Raw genomic sequence first — 22997 nt, forward strand, 5'->3', positions numbered from 1 at the left:
GCCTGTCGCTTTGTAGCATGAAGCGGCGCGGCATGCAGGGGCCGCGTGCAGAGACGGCTTGCAGGGGCTCAGGCCGGTCGCCTTGCCGAGCAACGCCGGCAGCCTGTGCTAGCACCAATAAAAAAGCGGCCGAAGCCGCTTGGTACGCGTTGCAGCCTTACGCCGCTTGCTGCTTCGTGCGGCTGTAGCGCGAGAGGATGGGCACCATTTGCGCGTACAGCTTCGGATTGCCCGCGACGACTTCGCCGATGTGCAGGAAGTCCGAATCGCCCGTGTAGTTGCCCACGAGACCGCCTGCTTCGGTGATCAGCAGGCTGCCTGCAGCCATGTCCCATGCGTGCAGACCCTGTTCGAAGAAGCCGTCCAGACGGCCCGCGGCGACGTTTGCTAGATCAAGCGCAGCCGCGCCCGGGCGGCGCAGGCCCGCGCAGGCTTCGGTCATTTCCTTGAACAGACGGCTATACGACTCGAGGCCGTCGGTTTCGCGGAACGGGAAGCCGGTGCCGATCAGGCCGTCAGCGAGGCGGTCGCGGCGGCCCACGCGGATGCGGCGGTCGTTCAGAAACGCGCCGCGGCCGCGCGAGGCGGTGAACAGGTCGTTGCGGTTCGGGTCATAGACGACGGCCTGCGTCACGATGCCCTTGTGCGCCAAAGCAATCGACACGCAGTAATACTGGAAGCCGTGGATGAAGTTCGTGGTGCCGTCGAGCGGGTCGATGATCCACTGGTACTCGGACTCGTTGTCCGATTTGCCGGATTCCTCGGCGAGGATGGCGTGATCGGGGTAGGCGGTCTTCAGCGTGTCGATGATGGCCGCTTCCGATGCCTTGTCGACCTCCGTGACGAAATCGTTGTGCTGTTTCTTGCTGACCTGAACCAGGTCGAGATCGAGCGACGCCCGGTTGATGATCTGCGCGGCGCGGCGGGCGGCCTTGACGGCAATGTTGAGCATGGGATGCATGAGCCTGGATCCTTGTGCCGGGGCAGCGCGGCTGCTTACCGGTAATGAGCTGAAAATAAGCTGGAAATCAGTTGAGACAGCGCAGCTGAAACAACACGGAACGACCGCTTGACAGGCGTTCCGTCGACGGAGACGAATTGAATAAGAACGAGGCGCTCGTCCTAAAACGGCGCGAATAGGCGTGATTTTACCCGACTCCGGGGTTCTCCGGCAGCGCGCCGCGCAACGCGGGTAGGTTCGCGGGCCGGTTGGCGCTACCATACGGGTCTTTAGCTCCCCCATTTCATCGTGGCCACCACCCACACTCCCCACACGCCGTCTTCGTCCTCCTCGCCGTCGTCCGAAACCTGTGGGCCGGACAGCGCTGCGCCAGTGCGCGGCGGCTTTACGTCGACCCGCTTCGTGCTCGTCGAGCCCAGCCATCCCGGCAATGTGGGGGCCGCTGCGCGCGCGCTGAAGACGATGGGCTTTTCACGCCTCGTGCTGGTCGCGCCGCGCGTGCCGCATGTCCAGTCGGATCCCGAGGCGATCGCCATGGCAAGCGGCGCAGACGATGTGCTGGCTGGCGCGCATATTGTGCCGACGCTGGCGGATGCGCTCAATGGGGTGCCGTGGTCCGTGGCGCTGACGGCGCGCTCGCGTGAATACGGGCCACCCCAGCTCGTGCCGCGCGCGGCGGCCGGACACGCGCGCGAGCACGCGGTGCATGGCGACATTGCGCTGGTGTTCGGCAACGAGCGGACCGGTTTGTCGAATGAGGATGTCGAGCGTTGCAGTGCGCTCGCGCATATTCCGGCCAATCCGGCCTACAGCTCGCTCAATCTGGCGCAGGCCGTGCAGGTGCTGGCGTACGAGTTGCGGCTCGCGTATCTCGGCCTGGGCGGTGTAGCTGGCGCTTTCCCGGACAGCAGCAGTGGCAGCGCCGAGGGGCAGGGCGGAGCGGCCGGTTCGCTCGCGCCTAGCGACGATATCGAAGGCATGTACGCGCACCTGGAAAACGCACTGGTCGCGCTCGAATTTCTCGATCCGGCCAACCCAAAGAAGCTGATGTCGCGTCTGCGGCGCCTGTTCGCCCGCTCTGGGCTCGAGCGTGAAGAGGTGAACATCGTGCGCGGGATTGCCAAGCACATCCTGCTGAAGATCAAGCACCCGGGCGACGGTACGCCCTGAGATCACAACCCCGCCGTACGCGACGACCTTGCCGGTAACGGGGGCATCCGGCAGGTTTTGCGCAATCGCCCTACAATTCCTCGAAATCTGATAAGCAAAGCTGCCGGTCTGCTAACCGGCAGCTTTCCGTTGTGCGCCATCGGCGCAACGGCGGTTTCCCGTTCCTACAAAAGCGTCACTGCCATGTTCACGAGACTTCGCGAAGACATCGCCACGATCCGCGAGCGCGATCCCGCCGCCCGCAGCGCCTGGGAAGTGCTCACGTGTTATCCGGGCCTGCATGCGCTCGTGCTGCACCGGCTCGCACACGCCTTCTGGCGGGCCAAACGCCGCTGGCTGGCGCGCTACGTCTCGCAGTTGGCGCGCTTTCTGACGGGCATCGAGATCCACCCCGGCGCGACGGTCGGTCGCCGCGTGTTTATCGATCACGGCATGGGCGTGGTGGTCGGAGAGACGGCGGAAATTGGCGACGATTGCACGATTTATCAGGGCGTGACGCTCGGCGGCACGTCGCTGACCCGCGGGGCCAAGCGGCATCCAACGCTCGAGCGCGGCGTGATCGTCGGCGCCGGCGCGAAGGTGCTCGGCGGCTTCACGATCGGCGCAGAGGCCAAGATTGGCTCGAACGCGGTGGTCGTCAAGCCGGTGCCGGCTGGGGGTACGGCGGTGGGTAATCCGGCGCGCGTGATCGTGCCGGCGGCGGTGCCGGCTACGGCATGTCGTGACGCAAAACCGGCGCCGGCACGCGCTGCGTTCTGCGCGTATGGCATCACGCCGAATGCGGACGATCCCGTGTCGCTCGCCATCCACGGCCTGATCGATCATGCGGCGACACAGTCGCAACGCATCGACGAGATCGTCGCCGCTCTGGAGCGGCTCGGCACCAGTCTGGAAGCGCTGCAAGGTGCGGACGCGGCGCTGCTCGATTTGCGGCGTTTATCCGCGGCAATCGCAGGTAAGGTGGATAACGGGGTGGTCGAGCGCTGAGGGCGCTGCTAACGCAGGGGCAGTGGTTCAACGCACCCCGTTAATCGAGCGGCAACGCCCTGAGCCCTTGGGCATCGATGCGTAGATAGCCGCCACGGCGCTCGCCGTGATCGAGGTCCCAGTCGGGCAACACCCAGCGCGTGCCGCCGGGCTCGCGATGCCGAGCCGGCCGGTGCGTGTGGCCGTGCACAATCGTGGTCGTCCCGCTCTCCTTGAACAACGCGGCTACGCCTTCGGGCGTCGCGTCGTATTTGGGCGAAGCGGGCCGCGAGCGGCCCGCCTGACTCGTCGAACGCATCCGCTCAGCCAGCGCCCGGCGCCATCGGAACGGCCAGGCGAGAAACAGCATCTGTGCGAAACGGCAGCGCGCGAAGCGGCGAAAGCGCAGATAGGCGCGGTCCGCCGTGCAGAGTGCGTCGCCGTGCGCGAGCGTGATGCGCGTGCCGAACGCGGTGATCACGAACGGATCGGGCAGCCAGATTGCTCCGGCGGCTTTCATGAACCGTTTGCCGAGCAGGAAATCGCGATTGCCGTGCATTATGTAGAGCGCGATGCCGCGCTCGGACAGCGTATGCAACAGAGCCGCCATGCGGGCGACGAACGGTTCGCTCAGCATGTCGTCGCCGATCCAGTATTCGAACAGGTCGCCGAGAATGAAAACCGAATCGGCCTTTTCAGCGGTAACGCGGACGAAGCGTTCGAACGCTGCGACCGTGTGCGGGATCGCTTCGTTCAGGTGCAGATCCGAGATGAAAAACAACGGGCGCGCGCCGTGTGGGCGTTTGCCCTCACCGGGCCCGCCCGCGGCCACGCTTCGCAGCGGCGTTTCTTGCAGCATTGAAGAGTGCCTGAGTTCAGTTGCAGTGAATGCGTGGCGTTTTGATCCGGCCAGGTGAGGCTCGGCAGGACCAGGCCCGGCCGGGTCAGGCCCGGCTTATGCCCGATCAAGCAGCTCAGACCTGCTGTGCGCCAGCATGCCAGCGCACAGCGAGGTGTCCGCGCGACTTACTCGACGATGACCGCTTTTTCGATGATCACGTCGTCAGCCGGCACGTCCTGATGGAAGCCCTTCGAACCGGTCTTCACCTTCTTGATCTTTTCGACGATGTCGAGACCTTCGACCACTTTGCCGAACACTGCGTAACCCCAGCCTTGCGGCGTCGGCGACGAGTGATTCAGGAAGTCGTTGTCGTTGACGTTGATGAAGAATTGCGCCGTCGCCGAATGCGGGTCGTTGGTGCGTGCCATGGCGACCGAGCCGTTGACATTCTTCAGGCCGTTGTTTGCTTCGTTGGTGATCGGCGCTTCGGTCGGCTTTTGCTTCATGCCGGGTTCGAAACCGCCGCCCTGGATCATGAAGCCATCGATGACGCGGTGGAACACCGTGTTGTCGTAGTGACCGGCCTTCACGTAGTTGAGGAAGTTCTCAACCGACTTCGGTGCTTTCTCGGCGTCCAGTTCGAGTTTGATGACGCCGTGATTCGTGTGCAGTTCGACCATGATGGAATCCTTTGATGAACAGGTGGGTGGAAGGCGCGGCGAGTGGGATGGATGGGACCGCGCCGGGGCATTCGTGGCGCAAGGGCCGGCGATCGTCTAGATCGCCGGGGCATGCACCTGTTAGTTTACTTGCCGACGACGGTGGCCGATTCGATCACGATCGGCGTTTGCGGCACGTCGGCCATCGGGCCGCGCGTGGTGGTCGGCGTTCCTTCGATCTTCTTCACGACATCCATGCCGGAGGTCACCTTGCCGAACACGGCGTAACCGTTGCCGTCCTGGCCCGGATAGTCGAGGCCGGCGTTATCCGCCGTGTTGATGAAGAATTGTGCCGTGGCCGAATCCGGGTCGCTGGTGCGCGCCATCGCAATTGTGCCGACCGCGTTCTTCAGACCGTTGCGGCTTTCAAGCTGGATCGGCGCGCGCGTCGGTTTTTCCGCGTAGCTCTGCGTGAAGCCACCGCCCTGGATCATGAAGCCGGGAATCACGCGGTGGAAAATCGTGCCGCTGTACTGGCCGGATTTCACATAGTCGAGGAAGTTCGCGACGGTCTTCGGCGCCTTCTCGGGATACAGCTCGACGCGGATGTCGCCGTCCGTGGTCTTGAAGAGGACAGACGGGTGCGCCGCCGGCGTGGGGGACTGGGCAAAAGCGGGTGCGTTCGCGATCAGGGCGGCGCTACCGAGCGCCAGCATCAACCATTTCATGAAGATCCTCAGGGTGGAAAAAAGCGTTGGCGATGAGTGTGCTTACTGCGACGGCGCCATATACGGCGGCTGGGCGAGCGAACCGTTCGGGCCGCCGAACTGGAAACTTGGGGATTCCGTGATGTTCGAGGTGGCGCGGTTCGTGTAGTCGTCCGGCGCGGCGACCTTCTTGACCGGCTTCTCGCTGCCCTTCGGCGGCGAAATGATCTTCTGGATGTCGGAGAGGCGCTGCTGCGTGGGGCCGGTTGCCTGACCGAGGTCGTGTGCGCGCTGGTATGCCGAGTCGGCAAGACGCAGGTACAGGTCGCCGAGATTTTCGTAGGCGAGACCGTAGTCGGGGTTCGCCTTGGTGGCGGTTTCGAGCGCTTCGCGTGCTTCCGTGTAACGGCCATGCTTCGCGTACAGCGCCGCCAGATTGTTGTACGGCTCCGGCAATTCAGGGTACGTCTGCGTGAGCGCGATGAAGGCGTTGATCGCTTCGTCGTCGCGGTTCAGGTGAGCCAGGATGGTGGCGCGCTTGAACTGCGCCTGCGCGTCGCGCGGATTCGCAGCAATGCGTGCGTCGAGTTGCGTGAGCGCGGCATTCCAGTTTTTCTGCGCGATCGAGGCGTCGATTTCCGGTGTGCCGTCGCGCACAGCGGGGCCCTGCGACAGCACGGGGGTCTTCTGCGCATACGCAGGGGCGCCCGGCAGCAGCATGACGGCGAGGCCGCACAGGGCCGTCGCGGCGAGGGTCGCAGCGCTTCGCGCGCGGCCGCTGGAAGGTTTCATAGGCTCAGGTCTGGATGTTATACTCCGACCCATTCTAACAAAAGGTCTGCGCGTTCCGTCGAACCACAGACTGTCTTTTCGCCACTCGTGGTCGTCTCCGCCTTGATCGCAGCCTGACCGCCGCACCAGGTGCACCGGTTTGCTGCTGTTGTATGTGCCATACCCGTTTTGTCTGAAGCGGATACGGCGCGCACGAAACACATTGCGGATTTCTTTCGGCCCACGCATCGTCTCTATGGAATCACTGCGCATCTACAACACGCTCGCGCGTGACAAGCAAACTTTCGTGCCGCTGCAACAGGGCGTCGTACGGATGTACGTCTGCGGGATGACGGTGTATGACTACTGTCATATCGGTCACGCACGCGTGATGGTTGTGTTCGATATCGTGCAACGCTGGCTGCGTACGCTCGGTTACAACGTAACTTACGTGCGCAATATTACCGATATCGACGACAAGATCATCCGCCGCGCGGTCGAAAATGGCGAGACGATCAAGTCGCTGACCGATCGCTTCATCGCGGCGCTGCATGAAGATGCGGACGCGCTCGGCATCGAGCGGCCCGATCTCGAACCGCGCGCCACGGACTATATTCCGCAGATGCTTGGCATGATCGAGAAGCTCGAGACTAGCGGCTACGCGTATCAGGCCGGCGACGGCGACGTGAATTACGCGGTCCGTAAATTTTCTGGCTACGGCAAGCTGTCGGGCAAATCGCTCGAAGACTTGCGGGCCGGCGAACGCGTGGCGGCCAATGACGCGAAGCAGGATCCGCTGGATTTTGTCTTGTGGAAACAGGCCAAGCCCGAGGAGCCTGCGGACACGGGTTGGGACTCGAAATACGGGCGCGGCCGTCCGGGTTGGCACATCGAATGCTCGGCAATGGGCTGTACGCTGCTCGGCGATCACTTCGACATTCATGGTGGCGGTCAGGACCTGCAGTTTCCGCACCATGAAAACGAAATCGCACAAAGCGAGGGCGCGACAGGTCAAACGTTTGTCAATTACTGGATGCACAACGGCTACGTTCAGATCGACAATGAGAAGATGTCGAAGTCGCTCGGCAACTTCTTTACGATCCGCGAAGTGCTCGCGCAGTACGATGCTGAGGTCGTGCGCTTTTTCATTGCGCGAGCGCACTACCGTTCGCCGCTGAACTATAGCGACACGCATATCGACGACGCGCGCAACGCCCTGACGCGTTTGTACACGTCGTTGAAAGATGTGACGCCGGACGATGCCGAGCTCGACTGGAACGAAGCACACGCGCAGCGTTTTCGCGCAGCGATGAACGACGACTTCAACACGCCGGTTGCTGTGTCCGTGCTGTTTGAATTGGCAAGTGAGGTAAACCGCACGCGCGATGCCGCGCTGGCCCGACAACTGCGTGCGCTTGCGCGCATCATCGGACTGCTCGGCCGTGAGCCGCGTGCATTCCTGCAGCAGGCTGCGGGCAGCGCGAGTGAAAGCGCGCTCGATGCCGCCGCGATCGAAGCGAAGATCGCCGCGCGTGTGGCCGCCAAGCAGGCGAAGGACTATGCGGCAGCAGACCGGATTCGGGCCGAATTGCTCGAGGCCGGCGTTGCACTTGAAGACAAACCCGGCGGGTTGACCGAGTGGCGGCGCGTGTGAGCGCACCTCGTACTTCCCTTTGATCGACTCGCCAGGCAGGAGGCAGGATGGCATCGGCCACGAAGACGCTGGCTAAACGGGCTGCGTCTCAAACAGGCGGGGCAGCCGCAGTGAAATCGACGCGCCCGCGCAGCGGCAGCGCGGCGAAGGCATCGCCGTCAACGGCTAAGGCCGCTGGCAAGACGGACAGTACCGCAAAAAAGACGCCCGTGAAGCGCGGGCTCAACGGTGCTTCGGCGCATGCTCCGAAGCTCGCGAGAGGCGCGAAAGCAACGCGCGCGTCGCGTGCGAAAAATCATGGCGGCAACGGCGCTGTGCCGGCTGAAGTCGTCGATGATGCGCAGGAACTCGCGCGCGACGAATTGCATGAAGGCGAAGTCGTACGCAAAACGCGTGTGCTCGACGATGCGGAAGTCGCGGTGCCGGTGCAGGTGGGCGGCCTCACGCCTGAAGTCACGCGCCCTGCGTATTGGGACAAGGCCTGTGCTGACCTCGTCAAGCGCGATCGCATCCTCAAGAAACTGATTCCGAAATTCGGCCCGGTGCATCTGATGAGCCGCGGCGACCCGTTCGTCACGCTCGCGCGGTCCGTGGTGGGGCAACAGATCTCGGTGGCGTCTGCGCAAGCTGCGTGGCAGCGCGTCGAAAGCGCGTGTCCGAAGCTGGTGCCGCAACAGTTCATCAAGCTAGGCCAAGACAAACTGATGGCGTGCGGCTTGTCCAAGCGCAAGGCGGAATACATCCTTGATCTGGCCGAGCACTTTGTCTCCGGTGCGTTGCACGTGGGCAAGTGGACCTCGATGGAAGACGAGGCGGTGATCGCCGAACTCACGCAGATTCGCGGCATCGGCCGCTGGACTGCGGAGATGTTTCTGATCTTCAATCTGTCTCGCCCGGACGTCCTGCCGCTCGACGATCTCGGCCTGATCCGCGCGATCAGCATCAACTATTTCAGCGGAGAGCCGGTGACGCGCAGCGAAGCGCGCGAGGTGGCCGCGAACTGGGAACCGTGGCGTACGGTCGCAACCTGGTATATGTGGCGTAGTCTGGATCCGTTGCCGGTTGATTATTGACCTGAGATAGACCTGAGCCGATTTGATGTGATGCTGCCTCAAGGCTATCGATTTTGCCGAGTCGATAGTTTCGAGGTAGTTTTGACAGCGGCGGTCGCGGTTAGAATACGCGCTGCCTGGTAAGTCCAAGGATTAAAACCAATGAAGACCACTTTTCTGGATTTCGAGCAGCCGATCGCGGAACTCGAAGCGAAGATCGAAGAATTGCGCTTCGTGCAGGACGATTCGGCCGTCGATATTTCGGAAGAAATCGAGCGGCTGTCCAAGAAGAGTCAGCAGCTCACCAAAGATTTGTACGCAAATCTGTCGCCGTGGCAGGTTTCGCAAATTGCCCGTCATCCGCAGCGCCCGTACACGTTCGACTACGTGAGCGAACTATTCACCGATTTCCACGAATTGCACGGTGACCGTGCGTTCGCGGACGATCTGGCGATCGTCGGCGGCTTTGCGCGCTTCAACGGCCAGGCGTGTATGGTGATCGGCCACCAGAAGGGGCGCGACACCAAGGAGCGCTCGCTGCGTAACTTCGGCATGCCGCGTCCGGAAGGCTATCGCAAGGCCGAACGTCTAATGCGTCTCGCCGAAAAGTTCGGTCTGCCGCTGTTCACCTTTATCGACACGCCGGGCGCCTATCCTGGCATCGGTGCGGAAGAGCGGGGCCAGTCGGAAGCCATTGGCCGCAATCTGTATGTGATGGCCGAACTGAAAACGCCGATCATTTCGACGATCATCGGCGAAGGCGGTTCGGGCGGCGCGCTGGCCATCGCCGTGGGCGACAGCGTGTTGATGCTGCAATTCTCGACCTATTCGGTGATCTCGCCGGAAGGCTGCGCGTCGATTCTGTGGAAGAGCGCGGCCAAGGCGCCGGAAGCCGCTGAAGCGCTGGGCCTCACCGCCCACCGTCTGAAGGCGCTCGGCCTGATCGACAAGATCGTCAATGAACCGCTCGGCGGCGCGCACCGCGATCCGAAGGGCATGGCGGCCATGTTGCGCCGTGCACTGGCCGATTCGCTGCGTCAGTTCCAGGGCATGAGTACTCCGGACCTGCGTCAACGCCGCTTCGACCGGCTGATGTCGTACGGCAAGTTCAAGGAAACGACGCCGGGCGCATAAGCCGGCTCGTCCTCTCCACTCCAGGGCGCCTCGCGCCTCGTCGCCGTGACCCACACCGCTGACTCTCCCGCCGACCGCCTCGTTCTCGATGCGGTCGGCGTGGCGCTTTCTGCGCTGCCTGCACGGCCAACGCAGCTTGGGCAGGCGGCCGACGCACGCGTTGCGGTGGCGTTCAGCGGCGGCATCGACTCCAGCGTATTGCTCGACGCCGTGGCTCGCGTTGCGGGGCCGTCGCGTTGCATCGCGCTGCATGTTCATCACGGTCTCAGTCCGCATGCCGATCGGTGGCTGGCGCATTGCGAGTCGTTTGCACGCGAGCGTGGCATCGCGTTTGCGGCAGAGCGCGTCGAAGTCGTGTGCGGTGCGGGTGTGAGCGTCGAGGCCTCCGCGCGCGACGCACGCTATCGCGCGCTCGACGCGCTTTGCGAGCAACACGGCGCGACGACGTTGTGGCTCGCGCAGCATGCCGACGATCAGGCCGAAACGGTCCTGCTGCAATTGCTGCGCGGAGCAGGGGTGGCAGGGCTTGCAGCAATGGCCCCCGAATACCTGCCCGCAGGCGCCGCGGTAACGCGCGTGCGGCCGCTGCTGCATTTGTTGCGCGCGCAACTAGAGCAGTACGCGGCAGGGCGGGCGCTTGCGTGGGTCGACGACGAATCGAACGCGGATACGCGCTACGCGCGCAATGCGTTGCGCCATGACGTGCTACCTGCGCTGGCGGTCCATTTTCCAGGCTTTCGCGATGCCCTGGCGCGGACCGCGGTCCACGCGGCGTCCGCGCAGCGTCTGCTCGACGAACTGGCGCGTCGTGACATGCAGGCGGCCGCGCACGACGCAGGCCGCGCGCTCTCGCGCGACGCACTGCTCGCACTCGACGACGAGCGCGCGCTGAACCTGCTGCGTTTCTGGATGCGTTCGCTCGGCTTGCCGGCGGCATCGACAGCGCGTCTCACCGACGCCTTGCGTCAATTGCGCGAGGTTGGCGCGGACCACAGTCTGCGCATCGATCATGCGGGGCAGGCGCTGCGCAGCTATCGTGGGCAGATCTATTGGGAAGCAGGGGACAGCGCCGAGCCCGCTGATGAGACAGCGCTCGTTGCGCGTGCCGCCAGCCAGCTTGCCTGGCAGGGCGAATCGATCTGGCGTCTGCCGCAATGGCGCGGCACTTTCGTATTCGCTGAGGCGAGCGCGGACGATCCCGGCGCCGTGCCTGCCGCGCTTCTGCGTGCGGCACCGCTTACCGCGCGCTCGCGCAGCGGCGGCGAGCGTATGCGCAACAGCGAGCAGGGTCCGAGCCGCACGCTCAAAAACCTGTTCCAGGAGCAGGGCGTGCCGGCATGGAGGCGGGACGTGCCGCTGCTTTACGCGGGCGACTCGCTGCTGTTCGTACCGCTGCTCGGCGTGAACCGCGCGGCCTGGCCTGCGCCGGTTGACGCTGGCGTTGCCGATGCCGACGCACGCTACGTAGGAATCGAGTGGCGAGAAGATCTGCTGATCGCCTGACCTGACCGACCGGTCGGGCACCGAGGGCAAAGGCCCGACGCGACGCCACAGCACAGCAGTCGAGGCGTTGAAAAAGGGCGCAACGCCTTTGCGCATAAGCCTTTGCAACACTTATTGCCGGGATTTTGGCTTGTCTTTTTGCGCCTGATCGGGTACGTTAACTTGTTTGCCCGAAGCCGCTATTGCCGTCATTTTGATGCGCTTTTGCTGTTTTCCGGCCGTTTCCTGTGTTTCCCGGCGACCAAAAGCCACCGGGGAGCCGCCAGCCAGCGGCCTTTGGCGATTCCTCGCGGGCAAATCCGCGCGTGCTGCACGTGCGCTGCATCTCGCCGCTACCCTTCACACTTCGCCGTCGTTCCTGAAACGTTGAGCTCTTGTGCCTTGGTGCGGTCGTCTCCAGCGCGGCAGCGCGGTTACTTCTCCAGTTCAGAACGACAATGGCACTCATCGTACATAAATACGGCGGTACTTCGATGGGCTCGGTCGAGCGCATCAAGAACGTCGCGAAGCGCGTCGCGAAATGGCACAAGGCCGGTCACAAGATGGTCGTCGTGCCCTCGGCGATGTCCGGCGAAACGAACCGCTTGCTCGGCCTCGCGAAAGACATTTCGGCCCAGCCGAGCCCACGCGAACTCGACATGATTGCCGCCACCGGCGAGCAGGTCAGTTCGGGACTGCTCGCCATCGCGCTGCAGGAAGCAGGCGTCGATGCGGTCAGCTACGCCGGTTGGCAAGTGCCGGTCAAAACCGACAGCGCGTTCACCAAGGCACGCATTAGCGAAATCGACGGCGAGCGCGTGCTGCGCGATCTCGACGCGGGCAAGGTGGTGGTGATCACCGGCTTCCAGGGCATCGACCCGGAAGGCCATATCACGACGCTCGGTCGCGGCGGTTCGGACACCTCGGCGGTGGCCGTCGCGGCTGCGCTGAAAGCGGACGAGTGCCTGATCTATACGGACGTCGACGGTGTCTACACGACCGACCCGCGCGTGGTCGAAGAAGCGCGCCGGCTTGACCGCGTGACGTTCGAAGAAATGCTGGAGATGGCCAGCCTGGGTTCGAAGGTGTTGCAGATCCGCTCGGTGGAATTCGCCGGCAAATATCAGGTAAAGACGCGTGTCCTGTCGAGCCTGACCGATCCGCTGATCCCGCTCGAAGCCGAAATGACCTCGGGCACCCTGATTACTTTTGAAGAAGACGAGACCATGGAAAAAGCAGTCATCTCGGGCATCGCGTTTCAGCGCGACGAAGCACGTATCGCCGTGATGGGTGTACCCGACAAGCCGGGCATCGCCTACCAGATCCTCGGACCGGTGGCGGACGCGAATATCGACGTCGACATGATCATCCAGAACCAGAGCGTCGAGGGCAAAACCGCCTTCACGTTCACGGTCGGCCGCGGCGACTATCAGCGCGCCATGGAGATCCTCTCGGGCCAGGTGAAGGATCATGTGAAGGCCGAGCAGGTGCTGGGCGATCCGAAGGTGTCGAAGGTCTCGGTGGTCGGCGTCGGCATGCGTTCGCACGTGGGTATTGCGAGCACGATGTTCCGCACGTTGTCGGAAGAGGGCATCAACATCCAGATGATCTCCACCTCCGAAATCAAGATCTCGGTACTGATCGATGAGAAGTACATGGAGCTCGCCGTGCGTGCGCTTCACAAGGCGTTCGAACTCGATCAGGCGTAATCTGCTTTGAAAAATGGGGCGTGCCACGGGGGGTACACAATCGTCCCGTTCGCGCTTCGTGCGTTCGTTGCGGCCAATGTGAACAAATCGCGTCGTCGGTGACGAATCTGGCACAAAAAATGTGTCGTAGACATTGACCTTCGCGGTTCAGGCCGCTATTATCTTGGCTTCGTCGCGCTGACTCCCTGCGCGACCGAAAGTTTGGGAGACGTGGCCGAGAGGTCGAAGGCACTCCCCTGCTAAGGGAGCATCTGGGCCAAAACCTGGATCGAGGGTTCGAATCCCTCCGTCTCCGCCAGCAATGGCGGCGGAACCCCAAGAGATCGCGGTCTCTTGGGGTTTTGTTTTTTCCGGGGCCGTTTTTGATTCGGCGGGTGGGGTTTCGGTGTGGGCGATATGTCTTCGCGCACGCAAGAATGAATATGCTTCGGATGCCGAAGCAATGTGTTGTGAGCGGCTGACCAATGCCAGTCCAACGCGGAACCCGATGCAGACGCAAAGCCGGTCAAATGCAGGCTTCCCACGATCCGGCGCCTAAAATCCACACCCCATGTGTTACCGGCAAGGCCGCTTTTCACCGAAACTTCGTCGCTTGTAACCAGACGTAACGTAGCGCTTCAGAGTACGACGTTATGCATCAGTTCTTACAAGTTTGAAATACGCGAGCCTTCGCCTTGCGCTATATTTCAGCCCAACAACACACACTTGTTAAAAGGTGAATTCCATGAAGTCCGCTCGTCTTGTTCCGCTTCTGATCGGGGTCCTCGCGCTGGGTGCGTCAGGTGCAGCAATGGCCGGCGTGAGCGTGGGTGTCAATATCGGTATTCCGGCACCGGTGTATGTTGCTCCGGCACCTGTCTACGCACCGCCACCCCCGCCCGTCGTTTATCAACCGGCTCCCGTGTACTACGGCGGCCCGGCAATCGTGATCGGCTGGCATGGCGACCGTTACTGGGACGGCCATCGCTACTGGGCGCGTAACGACTGGAATCGCTATCACGGCGGAGGCTATCATGGTGGCGGCTACCACGGTGGTGGCTACGACCACCGCTATTGAACCGGATCGCACATCGCTTCTAGCGTCGAATGCAAAAAACCGCCCTGCAAGGGCGGTTTTTTGTTGCCGTGTGTCAATCTGCCACCGACGGTTCAGGTGTAGCGAATGCGTGGCCTTTTGACGCGGCCGGAGGAGGGCGCAACGTAAAGCTTACGGTCCGTTACTCCGCGACGACGGCCATGCCGCCGACCACTGCGTTGAAGCCGCTGTCAACGTGCAGAATTTCCGCCGTCACGCCGGCCGCGAGATCCGACAACAGGAATGCTGCCGAATTGCCCACCTGCTCGATCGTCACGTTGCGCTTGAGCGGCGCATTGCTTTCGACGAAATCGAGAATCTTGCCGAAGCCCTTGATGCCGCTTGCTGCCAGCGTCTTGATCGGACCCGCTGAGATGCCATTGACGCGCACGCCCTTGGTACCGAGCGAAACGGCCAGATAGCGCACGCTTGCCTCGAGCGAGGCTTTGGCGAGACCCATGGTGTTGTAGTTCGGAATCGCGCGTTCGGCGCCGAGGTAGCTCAAGGTCAGCAACGCGGCATCTTGCGAGAGCATCGGCAGTGCGGCCTTGGCGAGTGCGGGGAAGCTGTAGGCGGAGATGTCGTGCGCGATGCGGAAGTTTTCGCGCGTCATGCCGTCGAGGAAGTCGCCGGCGATCGCTTCACGCGGCGCAAAACCAATAGAGTGGACGAGGCCGTCGAGGCTGTCCCAGCGTTCCTTCAGCGACGCGAAGAGCGCCTCGATCTGCGCGTCGTCAGCAACGTCGCATGGGAAGACCAGATCGCTGCCGAATTCCGTTGCGAACTCGGTGATGCGGTCCTTGAAACGTTCGCCGACATACGTGAACGCCAGTTCGGCGCCTTCGCGCTTGCAAGCCTGCGCAATACCGTATGCGATCGATCGGTTCGACAGCAAGCCGGTCAGCAAGATTCGTTTACCAGCGAGGAAGCCCATGAATTCTCCTAATGAAGTCAACGCGCCGCGAGCTCAGATGTGCGGGATCGCGCGGGATTATTGGGTAGAATTCTCTCACATTGCAACTGCCCACTGACCAACAAGGCCCCTATGACAACTGGCTCGCGACGGGTTCAAGCGCTTCGTGCAGGCTGGCGCACCGCGATGCAGAGGATCGCGCGTGTCTGTTCTCAGGTGGTGCCTGGTTCGTTGGCGGCAACGCTAGTTATCTTCTATGGGGCCGGCGCGGGATTGCTGGCGGCACAACCGGCGCACGCAGCCTACGCGATTGCGCAGTACGGCGAACCGAAATATCCGCCCGGTTTCAAGCACTTCGATTACGTCAATCCGGATGCGCCGAAGGGCGGCACGCTGGTTCTGGCTAATCCGAACCGGCAAACGAGCTTCGACAAATTCAATCCGTTCACGCTGCGCGGTAATGCGGCGCCGGGGATGGACTTTCTGTTCGAGAGTCTCGCGACCGGGAGTTCCGACGAAGTCGCGACCGAGTACGGTCTGTTGGCCGACGACATCCGCGTCGCGCCGGACGGGCTGTCCACCACATTCCACATCAATCCCCACGCGCATTTTTCGAACGGCGATCCGGTGACCGCCGCCGACGTCAAGTTCTCGTTCGACACGCTCACGAGTCCGCAGGCAGCGCCTGCCTACGCCTCGTATTTCGCCGACATCACGCGTGCCGTGGTGGTCGATCCGCTGACCATCCGCTTCGAGTTTCGCCAGCACAACCGCGAGCTGCCGTTGCTGGCGGGTGGCATTCCAGTGTTCTCGCACAAGTGGGGTATGAAACCCGACGGCACGCGTATTCCCTTCGACCAACTTACGTTCGAAAAGCCGATCGGCAGTGGGCCGTATCTGATCGAGAGCTATAGCAACGGCCGCACGATCACTTACCGGCGCGATCCGAACTACTGGGGCGGGGCGTTGCCGGTGCGGGTCGGCATGAACAACTTCGACCGCATCACCTACAAGCTGTACTCCGACGACACCGCACGCCGCGAGGCATTCAAGGCAGGGGAGTACGACGCGATGACGGAAATGGTCGCGCGCAACTGGGTACGGCGCGATGTCGGCAAGCCGTTCGACAATGGCGATCTGATCAAGCGCGAATTTCCGCAGCACAACGGCAACGGCATGCAGGGCTTCGTGCTGAACCTGCGCCGGCCGTTGTTCCAGGATGTCCGCGTACGCAAGGCGCTCGATCTTGCTCTCGACTTCCAGTGGCTCGACCGGCAACTGTTTTACAACCAGTACACGCGGATCGACAGCTACTTCGTGAATACCCAGTGGCAGGCAACCGGCACGCCGAGCGCGGGCGAATTGGCGTTGTTGAACCCCTGGCGTCAGCAGCTTGATCCGACGGTGTTCGGTCCGATGCCGGTACAGCCCAATACCGATCCACCCGGCTCACTGCGTGCGAACCTGTTGCAGGCGCGCGCGCTGCTCGCCGAAGCCGGCTGGGTGTATCGCGATGGAGCGCTGCGTAACGCGAAAGGGGAGAAGTTCGAGTTCGAAATGCTGGACGACTCTTCGGGTGCCGCGGTGTGGCCGCCAGTGATGGCAACGTACCAACGCAATCTCGCGAAGCTCGGCATCACCCTGAACTATCGCACCACGGATTTCGCGGTGTATCAGAAGCGCCTTGATGCGTTCGAGTTCGACGCGACGATTATCAAGGTTCCCGACTCGCAGGTGCCAGGCACGGACGTGCTGGAACAGTTTGGCAGCAAGTCAGCCGACGTCCCCGGTTCAGGCAATCTGGGAGGGCTCAAGTCGCCGGCCGTCGACGCCATCCTGCACGCGCTGGTTGGGGCGCAGACGCTCGAGCAGCTCACCGATGCGACCCATGCGCTCGACCGGGTCCTGATGCATGGCTATTATGTGGTTCCACAGTGGTATAGCTCGGTGTGGCGGGTAGCGTTCAAACGTGGCATGGACTGGCCCAAGACCTTGCCGCTGTACTATGACCCAGGCAGCTGGATTCCGTCGAGCTGGTGGTTCACGCCGCAGGCGCGGAAGTCTTGACGTCGCGCTGCTGCACTTCGACCGTCTCGGCCGTCATCTCAATGTATTGCACTCGTGCACTGGAAACGCCGCCATGTGGAGCTACATCCTCAAACGCCTGCTGTTGATGATCCCGACCGTGCTCGGCGTGTTGACGCTGACCTTTGCCGTGATCCAGTTCGTGCCCGGCGGCCCGGTCGAGCAGATGGCGCATGAATTGCGCAGGGGCTCCGAGGGCGGGGTGCCGTTCGGACTGCGCGCGCATAGCGGCGTCGACGCGCAGCAGATTGCGCAGCTCAAAGCGCTGTATGGCTTCGACAAGCCGCCGCTGGTGCGCTACGGGCTGATGCTCAAGCGCTTTGCCACCTTCGATCTCGGGCAGAGCTATTTTCGTCACCAAAGCGTCTGGTCGTTAGTGCGGTCCAAACTGCCGGTGTCGATCAGTATCGGCCTGTGGACCTTCTTTCTGACGTATCTGATATCGGTGCCTCTCGGCATCGCCAAGGCGATACGCAACGGTTCGCACTTCGATTTCGTCACCAGCCTGATCGTGCTGATCGGCTACGCGATTCCTGGCTTCGTCCTCGGGGTGCTGCTGCTCGTGCTGTTCGGCGGCGGCTCGTTCCTGCAACTGTTTCCGCTGCGCGGCCTCACGTCGGATAACTGGGCCCAGTTGAGTCTCGGCGGCAAGATCCTCGACTATCTGTGGCACATCACGTTGCCGATCGTCGCGTCGGTGGTGGGCAGCTTCGCGGTGATCACGATGCTGACGAAGAACGCCTTCCTCGATGAGATCCGCAAACAATACGTGCTGACTGCGCGCGCCAAGGGACTCTCCGAGCGGCGCGTGCTGTGGAAGCATGTGTTCCGCAATGCTTCGCTGCCGTTGATCGTCGGTTTCCCGGGCGCGTTTATCGGCGCGTTTTTTACCGGCAGTCTGCTGATCGAGACGTTGTTCTCGCTCGACGGCCTCGGCTTGCTGTCGTATCAGTCGGTCGTGCAGCGCGATTATCCGGTGGTGCTCGGCACGCTGTATCTGTTCACGCTGATCGGTCTTGCCACCAAGCTGATTTCCGACCTGTGCTACGTCTGGGTCGACCCCCGTATTCAATTCGAACAACTGGAGCGCTGACTTGAGTCGAGCCCGCACCCGAGCCGATCTGGCGCCGCGCACCGAACCCGTCCGCGCGTTTGTGTCGCCGTCGCCGGCGCGCCGCGTCTGGCAGCGCTTTCGCAAGCAGCGCATTGGTTACTGGAGTCTGATCGTCTTTATCGTCGCGTTTGCCGCGAGTGTTGCTGCGCCGCTGTGGTCGAATGACAAGCCGGTCGTGGTCCGCTACGACGGGCATCTGTATTTCCCGTTGTTCAAGACTTACTCGGAGATCACGTTTGGCGGCGATTTCCCGACGCCGGCGGATTACCTTGATCCGTACGTGCGCGACCGTTTCAGCAAGCCGGGCAATTTCGCGCTTTATCCGCCGAATCCGTACTACTACGACACGCTCAACTACTTTTCGAAAGTGCCCAATCCCGCGCCGCCTTCGCGCGACAACTGGCTTGGAACCGATGACCGCGGGCGCGATCTGTTTGCGCGTCTGGTCTACGGCTTTCGCGTGTCGGTTGAGTTCGCGTTGGTGCTGACATTGATCGGCACGGTACTGGGCATTTTTGCGGGCGCTGTGCAGGGTTTCTTCGGCGGCAAGACCGACATCATCGGCCAGCGACTGATCGAAATCTGGAGTGCGATGCCGGAGCTGTATCTGTTGATCATCTTCGCGTCGATCTTCGAGCCCGGCTTCATCCTGCTGATCGTGCTGCTCTCGCTGTTCGGCTGGATCGGCCTGTCGGATTATGTGCGCGCGGAGTTCCTGCGTAACCGTACTCAGGACTATGTGCGTGCAGCGCGGGCGATGGGTCTGTCGAACTGGCAAATCATGTGGCGCCACGTGCTGCCCAACAGTCTGACGCCGGTCATCACGTTCCTGCCATTTCGCATGAGCGGGGCGATTCTCTCGCTGACGAGTCTGGACTTTCTCGGGCTCGGCGTGCCGTCGCCGACGCCGAGTCTCGGCGAGCTGCTTGCCCAGGGCAAGGACAATCTGGACGCCTGGTGGATCTCGCTCTTCACGTTCGGCGTGCTGGTCGCCTTGCTGTTGCTGCTGACCTTCATGGGCGACGCGCTGCGCAATGCGCTCGACACCCGCATCTCCGATGCCATGCGCGCCGGAGGTAACCAATGAGTGAAGAGGCGCAACAGACGGCGGCAGGACCGTTGCTGGAACTCGATCATTTGCGTGTGACGTTCGGCGATACCGTTGCGGTGAAAGACGTCACGCTCGCGATTCAACGCGGCGAGCGGGTTGCGCTCGTAGGCGAATCGGGTTCGGGCAAGAGCGTGACCGCACTGTCGATCTTGCGGTTGTTGAGCGACGCGGAGGTGAGCGGGGCGATCCGCTTTAACGGCGAGGACCTGCTGGCGAAGAGCGAGCGCGAGATGCGCGGTCTGCGCGGCTCGGCCATCGCGATGATCTTCCAGGAGCCGATGACGGCGCTCAACCCGCTCTATACGGTGGGCGAGCAGATCGCCGAAACCATCGTCGTGCATGACGGCGTGCCTGCCAAGGAAGCGCGCAAGCGCGCCGTTGCGCTACTCGCACGCACAGGCATCACGGAGCCGGGCAAACGCGTCAACAGTTATCCGCATCAACTGTCAGGCGGTCAACGGCAGCGCGCGATGATTGCGATGGCGCTTGCCTGCCGGCCGCGTCTGTTGCTCGCCGACGAGCCGACTACGGCGCTCGATGTGACGATCCGCGCGCAGATCGTCGAACTGCTGCTCGAACTGCAACGCGACGAGGCCGAAAAGCGCGGCATGGCCGTGTTGCTGATTACGCACGATCTGAACCTCGTGCGTCACTTCGCGCAGCGCATCGCGGTGATGGAGCGCGGCGTACTGGTCGAGAGCGGACCGGTCGAGCAGGTCTTCACATCGCCGCAGCATCCTTACACGCAACGTCTGCTGCAAAGCCGTCCTGAGCGCGCGGTAGTACCGGTGCTCCCAATCTCGCCGGTGCTGCTCGAAGCGCGCGATGTCTCAGTCGAATTCAAAATGAAGTTGCCGGGCTTCGCCGGCTGGTTCCGCTCGGGACGTTTCCGTGCGGTCGCTGAGGCGAGTGTGTCCGTGCGGCAGGGAGAGACGCTTGGCATCGTCGGCGAATCGGGCTCGGGTAAATCGACGCTCGCGATGGCGCTGCTCGGTCTGCAGCGCACCGCGCACGGCGAGATCGAATTTCAGGGCAGGGCGCTCGCGAGCTATCGCGGCCGTGAACAGACCGCTTTGCGCTCGAATATGCAGGTGGTCTTTCAGGATCCGTTCAGCTCGCTGTCTCCGCGCCAGACGATCGAGCGGATCGTCGGCGAGGGGCTCGCGCTGCATCGCCCGCAACTCGATGCCGAGGCGCGGCGCGACAAGGTGATTTCAGTACTGCGCGAAGTGGGACTTGATCGTACGGTGCTATACCGCTATCCGCACGAATTTTCCGGCGGCCAGCGGCAGCGGATCGCCATTGCCCGCGCCCTGGTACTCGAGCCACGCATCCTGATTCTCGACGAACCGACCAGTGCCCTAGACGTGTCGATCCAGCAGCAGGTGCTTAAACTACTGGCCGAGTTGCAACACAAGTACAACCTCGGCTTCGTCTTCATCAGTCACGACCTGGCCGTAATCGGTGCCATGGCGCATCGTGTTGCGGTCATGCAGAACGGTTCGATCGTGGAAACCGGCGAGGTGGAGAAGATTTTTGCGACGCCGGCTCATCCTTACACTCGAAAGCTTCTGAAAGCCGCCCTCACGGACTGATTTTCACCAATTGGGTGCGTGTCCCGATTGTATTTTTCTATTTGTTTTGACACACGAATACTTACTAGCTAGTATCGACCAAACTTTTTTTCGTATCCCACTGATTTTTAGGCAAAAAATACCGACCAATGCAGCACCGAAACTTAACCCAGGCTTGCACGCGCGTCGTCGCCGGGATGTTCATTGGCGTACTGATGGCAGCAGCTCCCGGCGCGTTCGCCGACGAAGTAAGCAGTTTTAATCAGAATGCTTCATTTTCGACCCAAGACGGGTCGAATCCGTTGTCCGTCCCCACTTCGCAAAATCCCAATACTGCAGCCGATACCGGCGGCACTGCCCGTTCATTTTTGTCCGGCATGGCCGGCAAAGCTGGTGACGTGGTGGTTGGCGCCCTCAATATGATCGGCGTGCGTTACCGCTGGGGCGGCAACACCCCGGACTCGGGCCTCGATTGCAGCGGCTTCGTGCGTTATGTATTCCAGGACACCCTTGGCATGGCCCTGCCGCGGCGCGCTGAAGAAATGAGCCGCGTCGGCGAGAAGGTCAGCATGAGCAACCTGAAGCCGGGCGATCTGGTGTTCTTCAATACGATGCGCCGCACGTTCTCGCACGTTGGTATCTATATCGGTGACAACAAGTTCGTGCATTCGCCGTCTACCGGCAGCACGATCCGCGTTGACGATCTGGATGATGGCTACTGGGAAAAGCGTTTCACCGGTGCGCGCCGGGTTGAGACGTCGTACCAGGGCGCGGAGGATCTGAAGCAACGCGTCAATGCTACGATCGGCGGCGGTACCAACTAAGCCCCAAAGTTTTTTTGCCTGCAAAAAAGCCTGCTTCGTAGGAAGCAGGCTTTTTTTCGTCCTGGACGTTTAAGTGCGCGGCCAACGCGCCCGGTGGAACCCGGTTACTACACCGCGATGCGACTCGCGGCCAGCTTACGTTGCAACTCTGGCATGATCTTCGCCGCCGCTTCCTCGCCGGCGAGGATCGCCGCGTTGCGCTGGGAAAAGTCGCTACCGCTCATGGCCGCCAGATTCGGGCGGATGACGACATCCGCGTATTTGTCGAGTTCGTAGGCCTTGATGGTCTGGCCCATGATCGTGAAAGTCTGCAGCAGCACGTCGAACGAGCTCGACGTGAGACCCGCTTCAGGGCGCTGTGAGATGTCGACCGCAATCACGAAATCCGCGCCCATCTTGCGGGCGAACGAAGCCGGCACCGGGCTCACCAGACCGCCGTCCACATACTCGTGGCCGGCAATCCTCACCGGTTCGAAAATCGACGGCACACTGCACGATGCGCGCACGGCGATCCCGGTGTTGCCGCGCTGGAACAGGATCGGCTGGCCGCTGTTCAGATCCGTCGCGACCACGCCTAGCGGCTTGACCATCTTTTCGATCGGACGATTGTTCAGCGTCGTATTCAGGTAGTTCTGCAGCGCGACGCCCTGCAGGAAACCACGCGTGCGAAACGGCATGGCCCAGTCGCTGATCGACGCTTCGTCCATGTTCAGCGCGAGCTTGTTGAGCGCAAAACCATTCATTCCCGAGGCATAGAGCGCGCCGACCACGGAGCCCGCGCTGGTGCCGGCGACCAGGTCGACCTGGATGTTGCGCGCCTCGAGCGCCTTGATCACGCCAATATGCGCGAAGCCACGCGCGGCGCCGCCGCCCAGCGCGAGGCCGACGCGAATCGGGCGTTGCGGTTTGTCGAGTGGCGGCGTGACGGGCGGCGTGGTGGTCGCGGTATTGGCGGGCCGCGTGGTGTTGTCAGACTGGCTGCCGGTGGTCGTGCAGGCGGTGAGAACGGCGGACGCCGCGGCCAGCGAGAAGGCGCGGCGGCTCAGACGTGAGGTGGATTGTGTCAACGATTTCTCCAACAACGGCGCGGGTTCCTGCGAGGGTTACCGAGGGCTACCATGCGGCCGCGATCAAGCAAACAGGATCGCCGGCGGCGATCTTATAGCGCCGCGGTGAAGCTGAATGGCGGCGCGCG

Annotated in this window: 20 protein-coding genes and 1 tRNA gene; 14 read left to right on the forward strand and 7 right to left on the reverse strand. The window is 62.3% G+C overall.

Features of this window, described 5'->3' with window-relative positions:
* Positions 1-157: 157 nt before the first annotated feature.
* Positions 158-961 carry an inositol monophosphatase family protein gene (locus P3T40_RS09950; protein ID WP_429267516.1) on the reverse strand — a complete coding sequence of 268 codons (804 nt, stop codon included), beginning with the start codon at positions 959-961 and terminating at the stop codon, positions 158-160.
* Between the two features lie 288 nt (positions 962-1249).
* Between P3T40_RS09950 and P3T40_RS09955 the strand changes: the two genes are divergently transcribed.
* Both P3T40_RS09955 and cysE read left to right on the forward strand, forming a co-directional pair.
* On the forward strand, positions 1250-2131 hold the full coding sequence (locus P3T40_RS09955) for an RNA methyltransferase (RefSeq protein WP_429267517.1): 882 nt from the start codon (positions 1250-1252) through the stop codon (positions 2129-2131).
* Between the two features lie 183 nt (positions 2132-2314).
* Complete coding sequence (gene cysE, locus P3T40_RS09960; RefSeq protein WP_429267518.1) at positions 2315-3118, forward strand: serine O-acetyltransferase; 804 nt, start codon at positions 2315-2317, stop codon at positions 3116-3118.
* Positions 3119-3158: 40 nt separating this feature from the next.
* Here cysE and P3T40_RS09965 read toward each other — a convergent pair whose 3' ends face one another.
* The 4 genes from P3T40_RS09965 to P3T40_RS09980 all read right to left on the reverse strand — a co-directional run bounded on the left by P3T40_RS09965 (position 3159) and on the right by P3T40_RS09980 (position 6096).
* Positions 3159-3956 (reverse strand): UDP-2,3-diacylglucosamine diphosphatase, encoded by a 798-nt coding sequence (locus P3T40_RS09965; protein ID WP_429267519.1) that lies wholly within the window; start codon positions 3954-3956, stop codon positions 3159-3161.
* A 167-nt stretch (positions 3957-4123) separates the two neighbouring features.
* A complete protein-coding gene (locus tag P3T40_RS09970; protein WP_144156341.1) occupies positions 4124-4618 on the reverse strand; it encodes a peptidylprolyl isomerase in 495 nt (164 codons plus the stop codon).
* A 125-nt stretch (positions 4619-4743) separates the two neighbouring features.
* Positions 4744-5325: a peptidylprolyl isomerase gene (locus P3T40_RS09975; RefSeq protein ID WP_429267520.1), complete on the reverse strand. Its 582-nt coding sequence runs from the start codon at positions 5323-5325 to the stop codon at positions 4744-4746.
* Between the two features lie 42 nt (positions 5326-5367).
* Positions 5368-6096: a tetratricopeptide repeat protein gene (locus P3T40_RS09980; protein WP_429267521.1), complete on the reverse strand. Its 729-nt coding sequence runs from the start codon at positions 6094-6096 to the stop codon at positions 5368-5370.
* A gap of 235 nt (positions 6097-6331) precedes the next feature.
* Here P3T40_RS09980 and cysS point away from each other — a divergent pair, with 235 nt between their 5' ends.
* The 7 genes from cysS to P3T40_RS10015 all read left to right on the forward strand — a co-directional run bounded on the left by cysS (position 6332) and on the right by P3T40_RS10015 (position 14163).
* On the forward strand, positions 6332-7729 hold the full coding sequence (gene cysS, locus P3T40_RS09985; RefSeq protein ID WP_429267522.1) for a cysteine--tRNA ligase: 1398 nt from the start codon (positions 6332-6334) through the stop codon (positions 7727-7729).
* A 47-nt stretch (positions 7730-7776) separates the two neighbouring features.
* The gene (locus tag P3T40_RS09990) at positions 7777-8802 is read left to right on the forward strand and encodes a DNA repair protein (protein ID WP_429267523.1); all 1026 of its coding nucleotides are present in this window, start codon (positions 7777-7779) and stop codon (positions 8800-8802) included.
* 141 nt (positions 8803-8943) lie between these two features.
* A complete protein-coding gene (locus P3T40_RS09995; protein WP_429267524.1) occupies positions 8944-9915 on the forward strand; it encodes an acetyl-CoA carboxylase carboxyltransferase subunit alpha in 972 nt (323 codons plus the stop codon).
* A gap of 45 nt (positions 9916-9960) precedes the next feature.
* On the forward strand, positions 9961-11418 hold the full coding sequence (tilS, locus tag P3T40_RS10000) for a tRNA lysidine(34) synthetase TilS (protein WP_429267525.1): 1458 nt from the start codon (positions 9961-9963) through the stop codon (positions 11416-11418).
* A gap of 437 nt (positions 11419-11855) precedes the next feature.
* Positions 11856-13106 (forward strand): aspartate kinase, encoded by a 1251-nt coding sequence (locus P3T40_RS10005; RefSeq protein WP_429267526.1) that lies wholly within the window; start codon positions 11856-11858, stop codon positions 13104-13106.
* 204 nt (positions 13107-13310) lie between these two features.
* A tRNA-Ser gene (locus P3T40_RS10010) sits at positions 13311-13404 on the forward strand.
* Between the two features lie 426 nt (positions 13405-13830).
* Complete coding sequence (locus P3T40_RS10015; RefSeq protein ID WP_429267527.1) at positions 13831-14163, forward strand: hypothetical protein; 333 nt, start codon at positions 13831-13833, stop codon at positions 14161-14163.
* 160 nt (positions 14164-14323) lie between these two features.
* Here P3T40_RS10015 and fabI read toward each other — a convergent pair whose 3' ends face one another.
* Positions 14324-15115 (reverse strand): enoyl-ACP reductase FabI, encoded by a 792-nt coding sequence (gene fabI / locus P3T40_RS10020; RefSeq protein WP_429267528.1) that lies wholly within the window; start codon positions 15113-15115, stop codon positions 14324-14326.
* 165 nt (positions 15116-15280) lie between these two features.
* Between fabI and P3T40_RS10025 the strand changes: the two genes are divergently transcribed.
* From P3T40_RS10025 to P3T40_RS10045, 5 genes are all read left to right on the forward strand, one after another.
* Positions 15281-17161, forward strand: a complete 1881-nt coding sequence (locus tag P3T40_RS10025) for an extracellular solute-binding protein (RefSeq protein WP_429267529.1) — start codon at positions 15281-15283, stop codon at positions 17159-17161.
* A gap of 73 nt (positions 17162-17234) precedes the next feature.
* A complete protein-coding gene (locus P3T40_RS10030) occupies positions 17235-18272 on the forward strand; it encodes a microcin C ABC transporter permease YejB (protein ID WP_429267530.1) in 1038 nt (345 codons plus the stop codon).
* Position 18273: 1 nt separating this feature from the next.
* Positions 18274-19380 carry an ABC transporter permease gene (locus P3T40_RS10035; protein WP_429267531.1) on the forward strand — a complete coding sequence of 369 codons (1107 nt, stop codon included), beginning with the start codon at positions 18274-18276 and terminating at the stop codon, positions 19378-19380.
* Entirely contained in the window at positions 19377-20999 is a 1623-nt protein-coding gene (locus P3T40_RS10040; RefSeq protein ID WP_429267532.1) for an ABC transporter ATP-binding protein, read from the forward strand. The genes P3T40_RS10035 and P3T40_RS10040 overlap by 4 nt, the downstream gene beginning before the upstream one ends.
* Positions 21000-21127: 128 nt before the next feature.
* On the forward strand, positions 21128-21802 hold the full coding sequence (locus P3T40_RS10045; protein WP_429267533.1) for a C40 family peptidase: 675 nt from the start codon (positions 21128-21130) through the stop codon (positions 21800-21802).
* Between the two features lie 107 nt (positions 21803-21909).
* On the opposite strand, the gene P3T40_RS10050 is transcribed toward P3T40_RS10045, so the two are convergent.
* Complete coding sequence (locus tag P3T40_RS10050) at positions 21910-22869, reverse strand: patatin-like phospholipase family protein (RefSeq protein WP_429267534.1); 960 nt, start codon at positions 22867-22869, stop codon at positions 21910-21912.
* Positions 22870-22997: the final 128 nt, after the last annotated feature.

It is taken from the genome of Paraburkholderia sp. EB58 (assembly GCF_050436665.1).
In the GTDB taxonomy this organism is placed as follows: Bacteria; Pseudomonadota; Gammaproteobacteria; order Burkholderiales; family Burkholderiaceae; genus Paraburkholderia.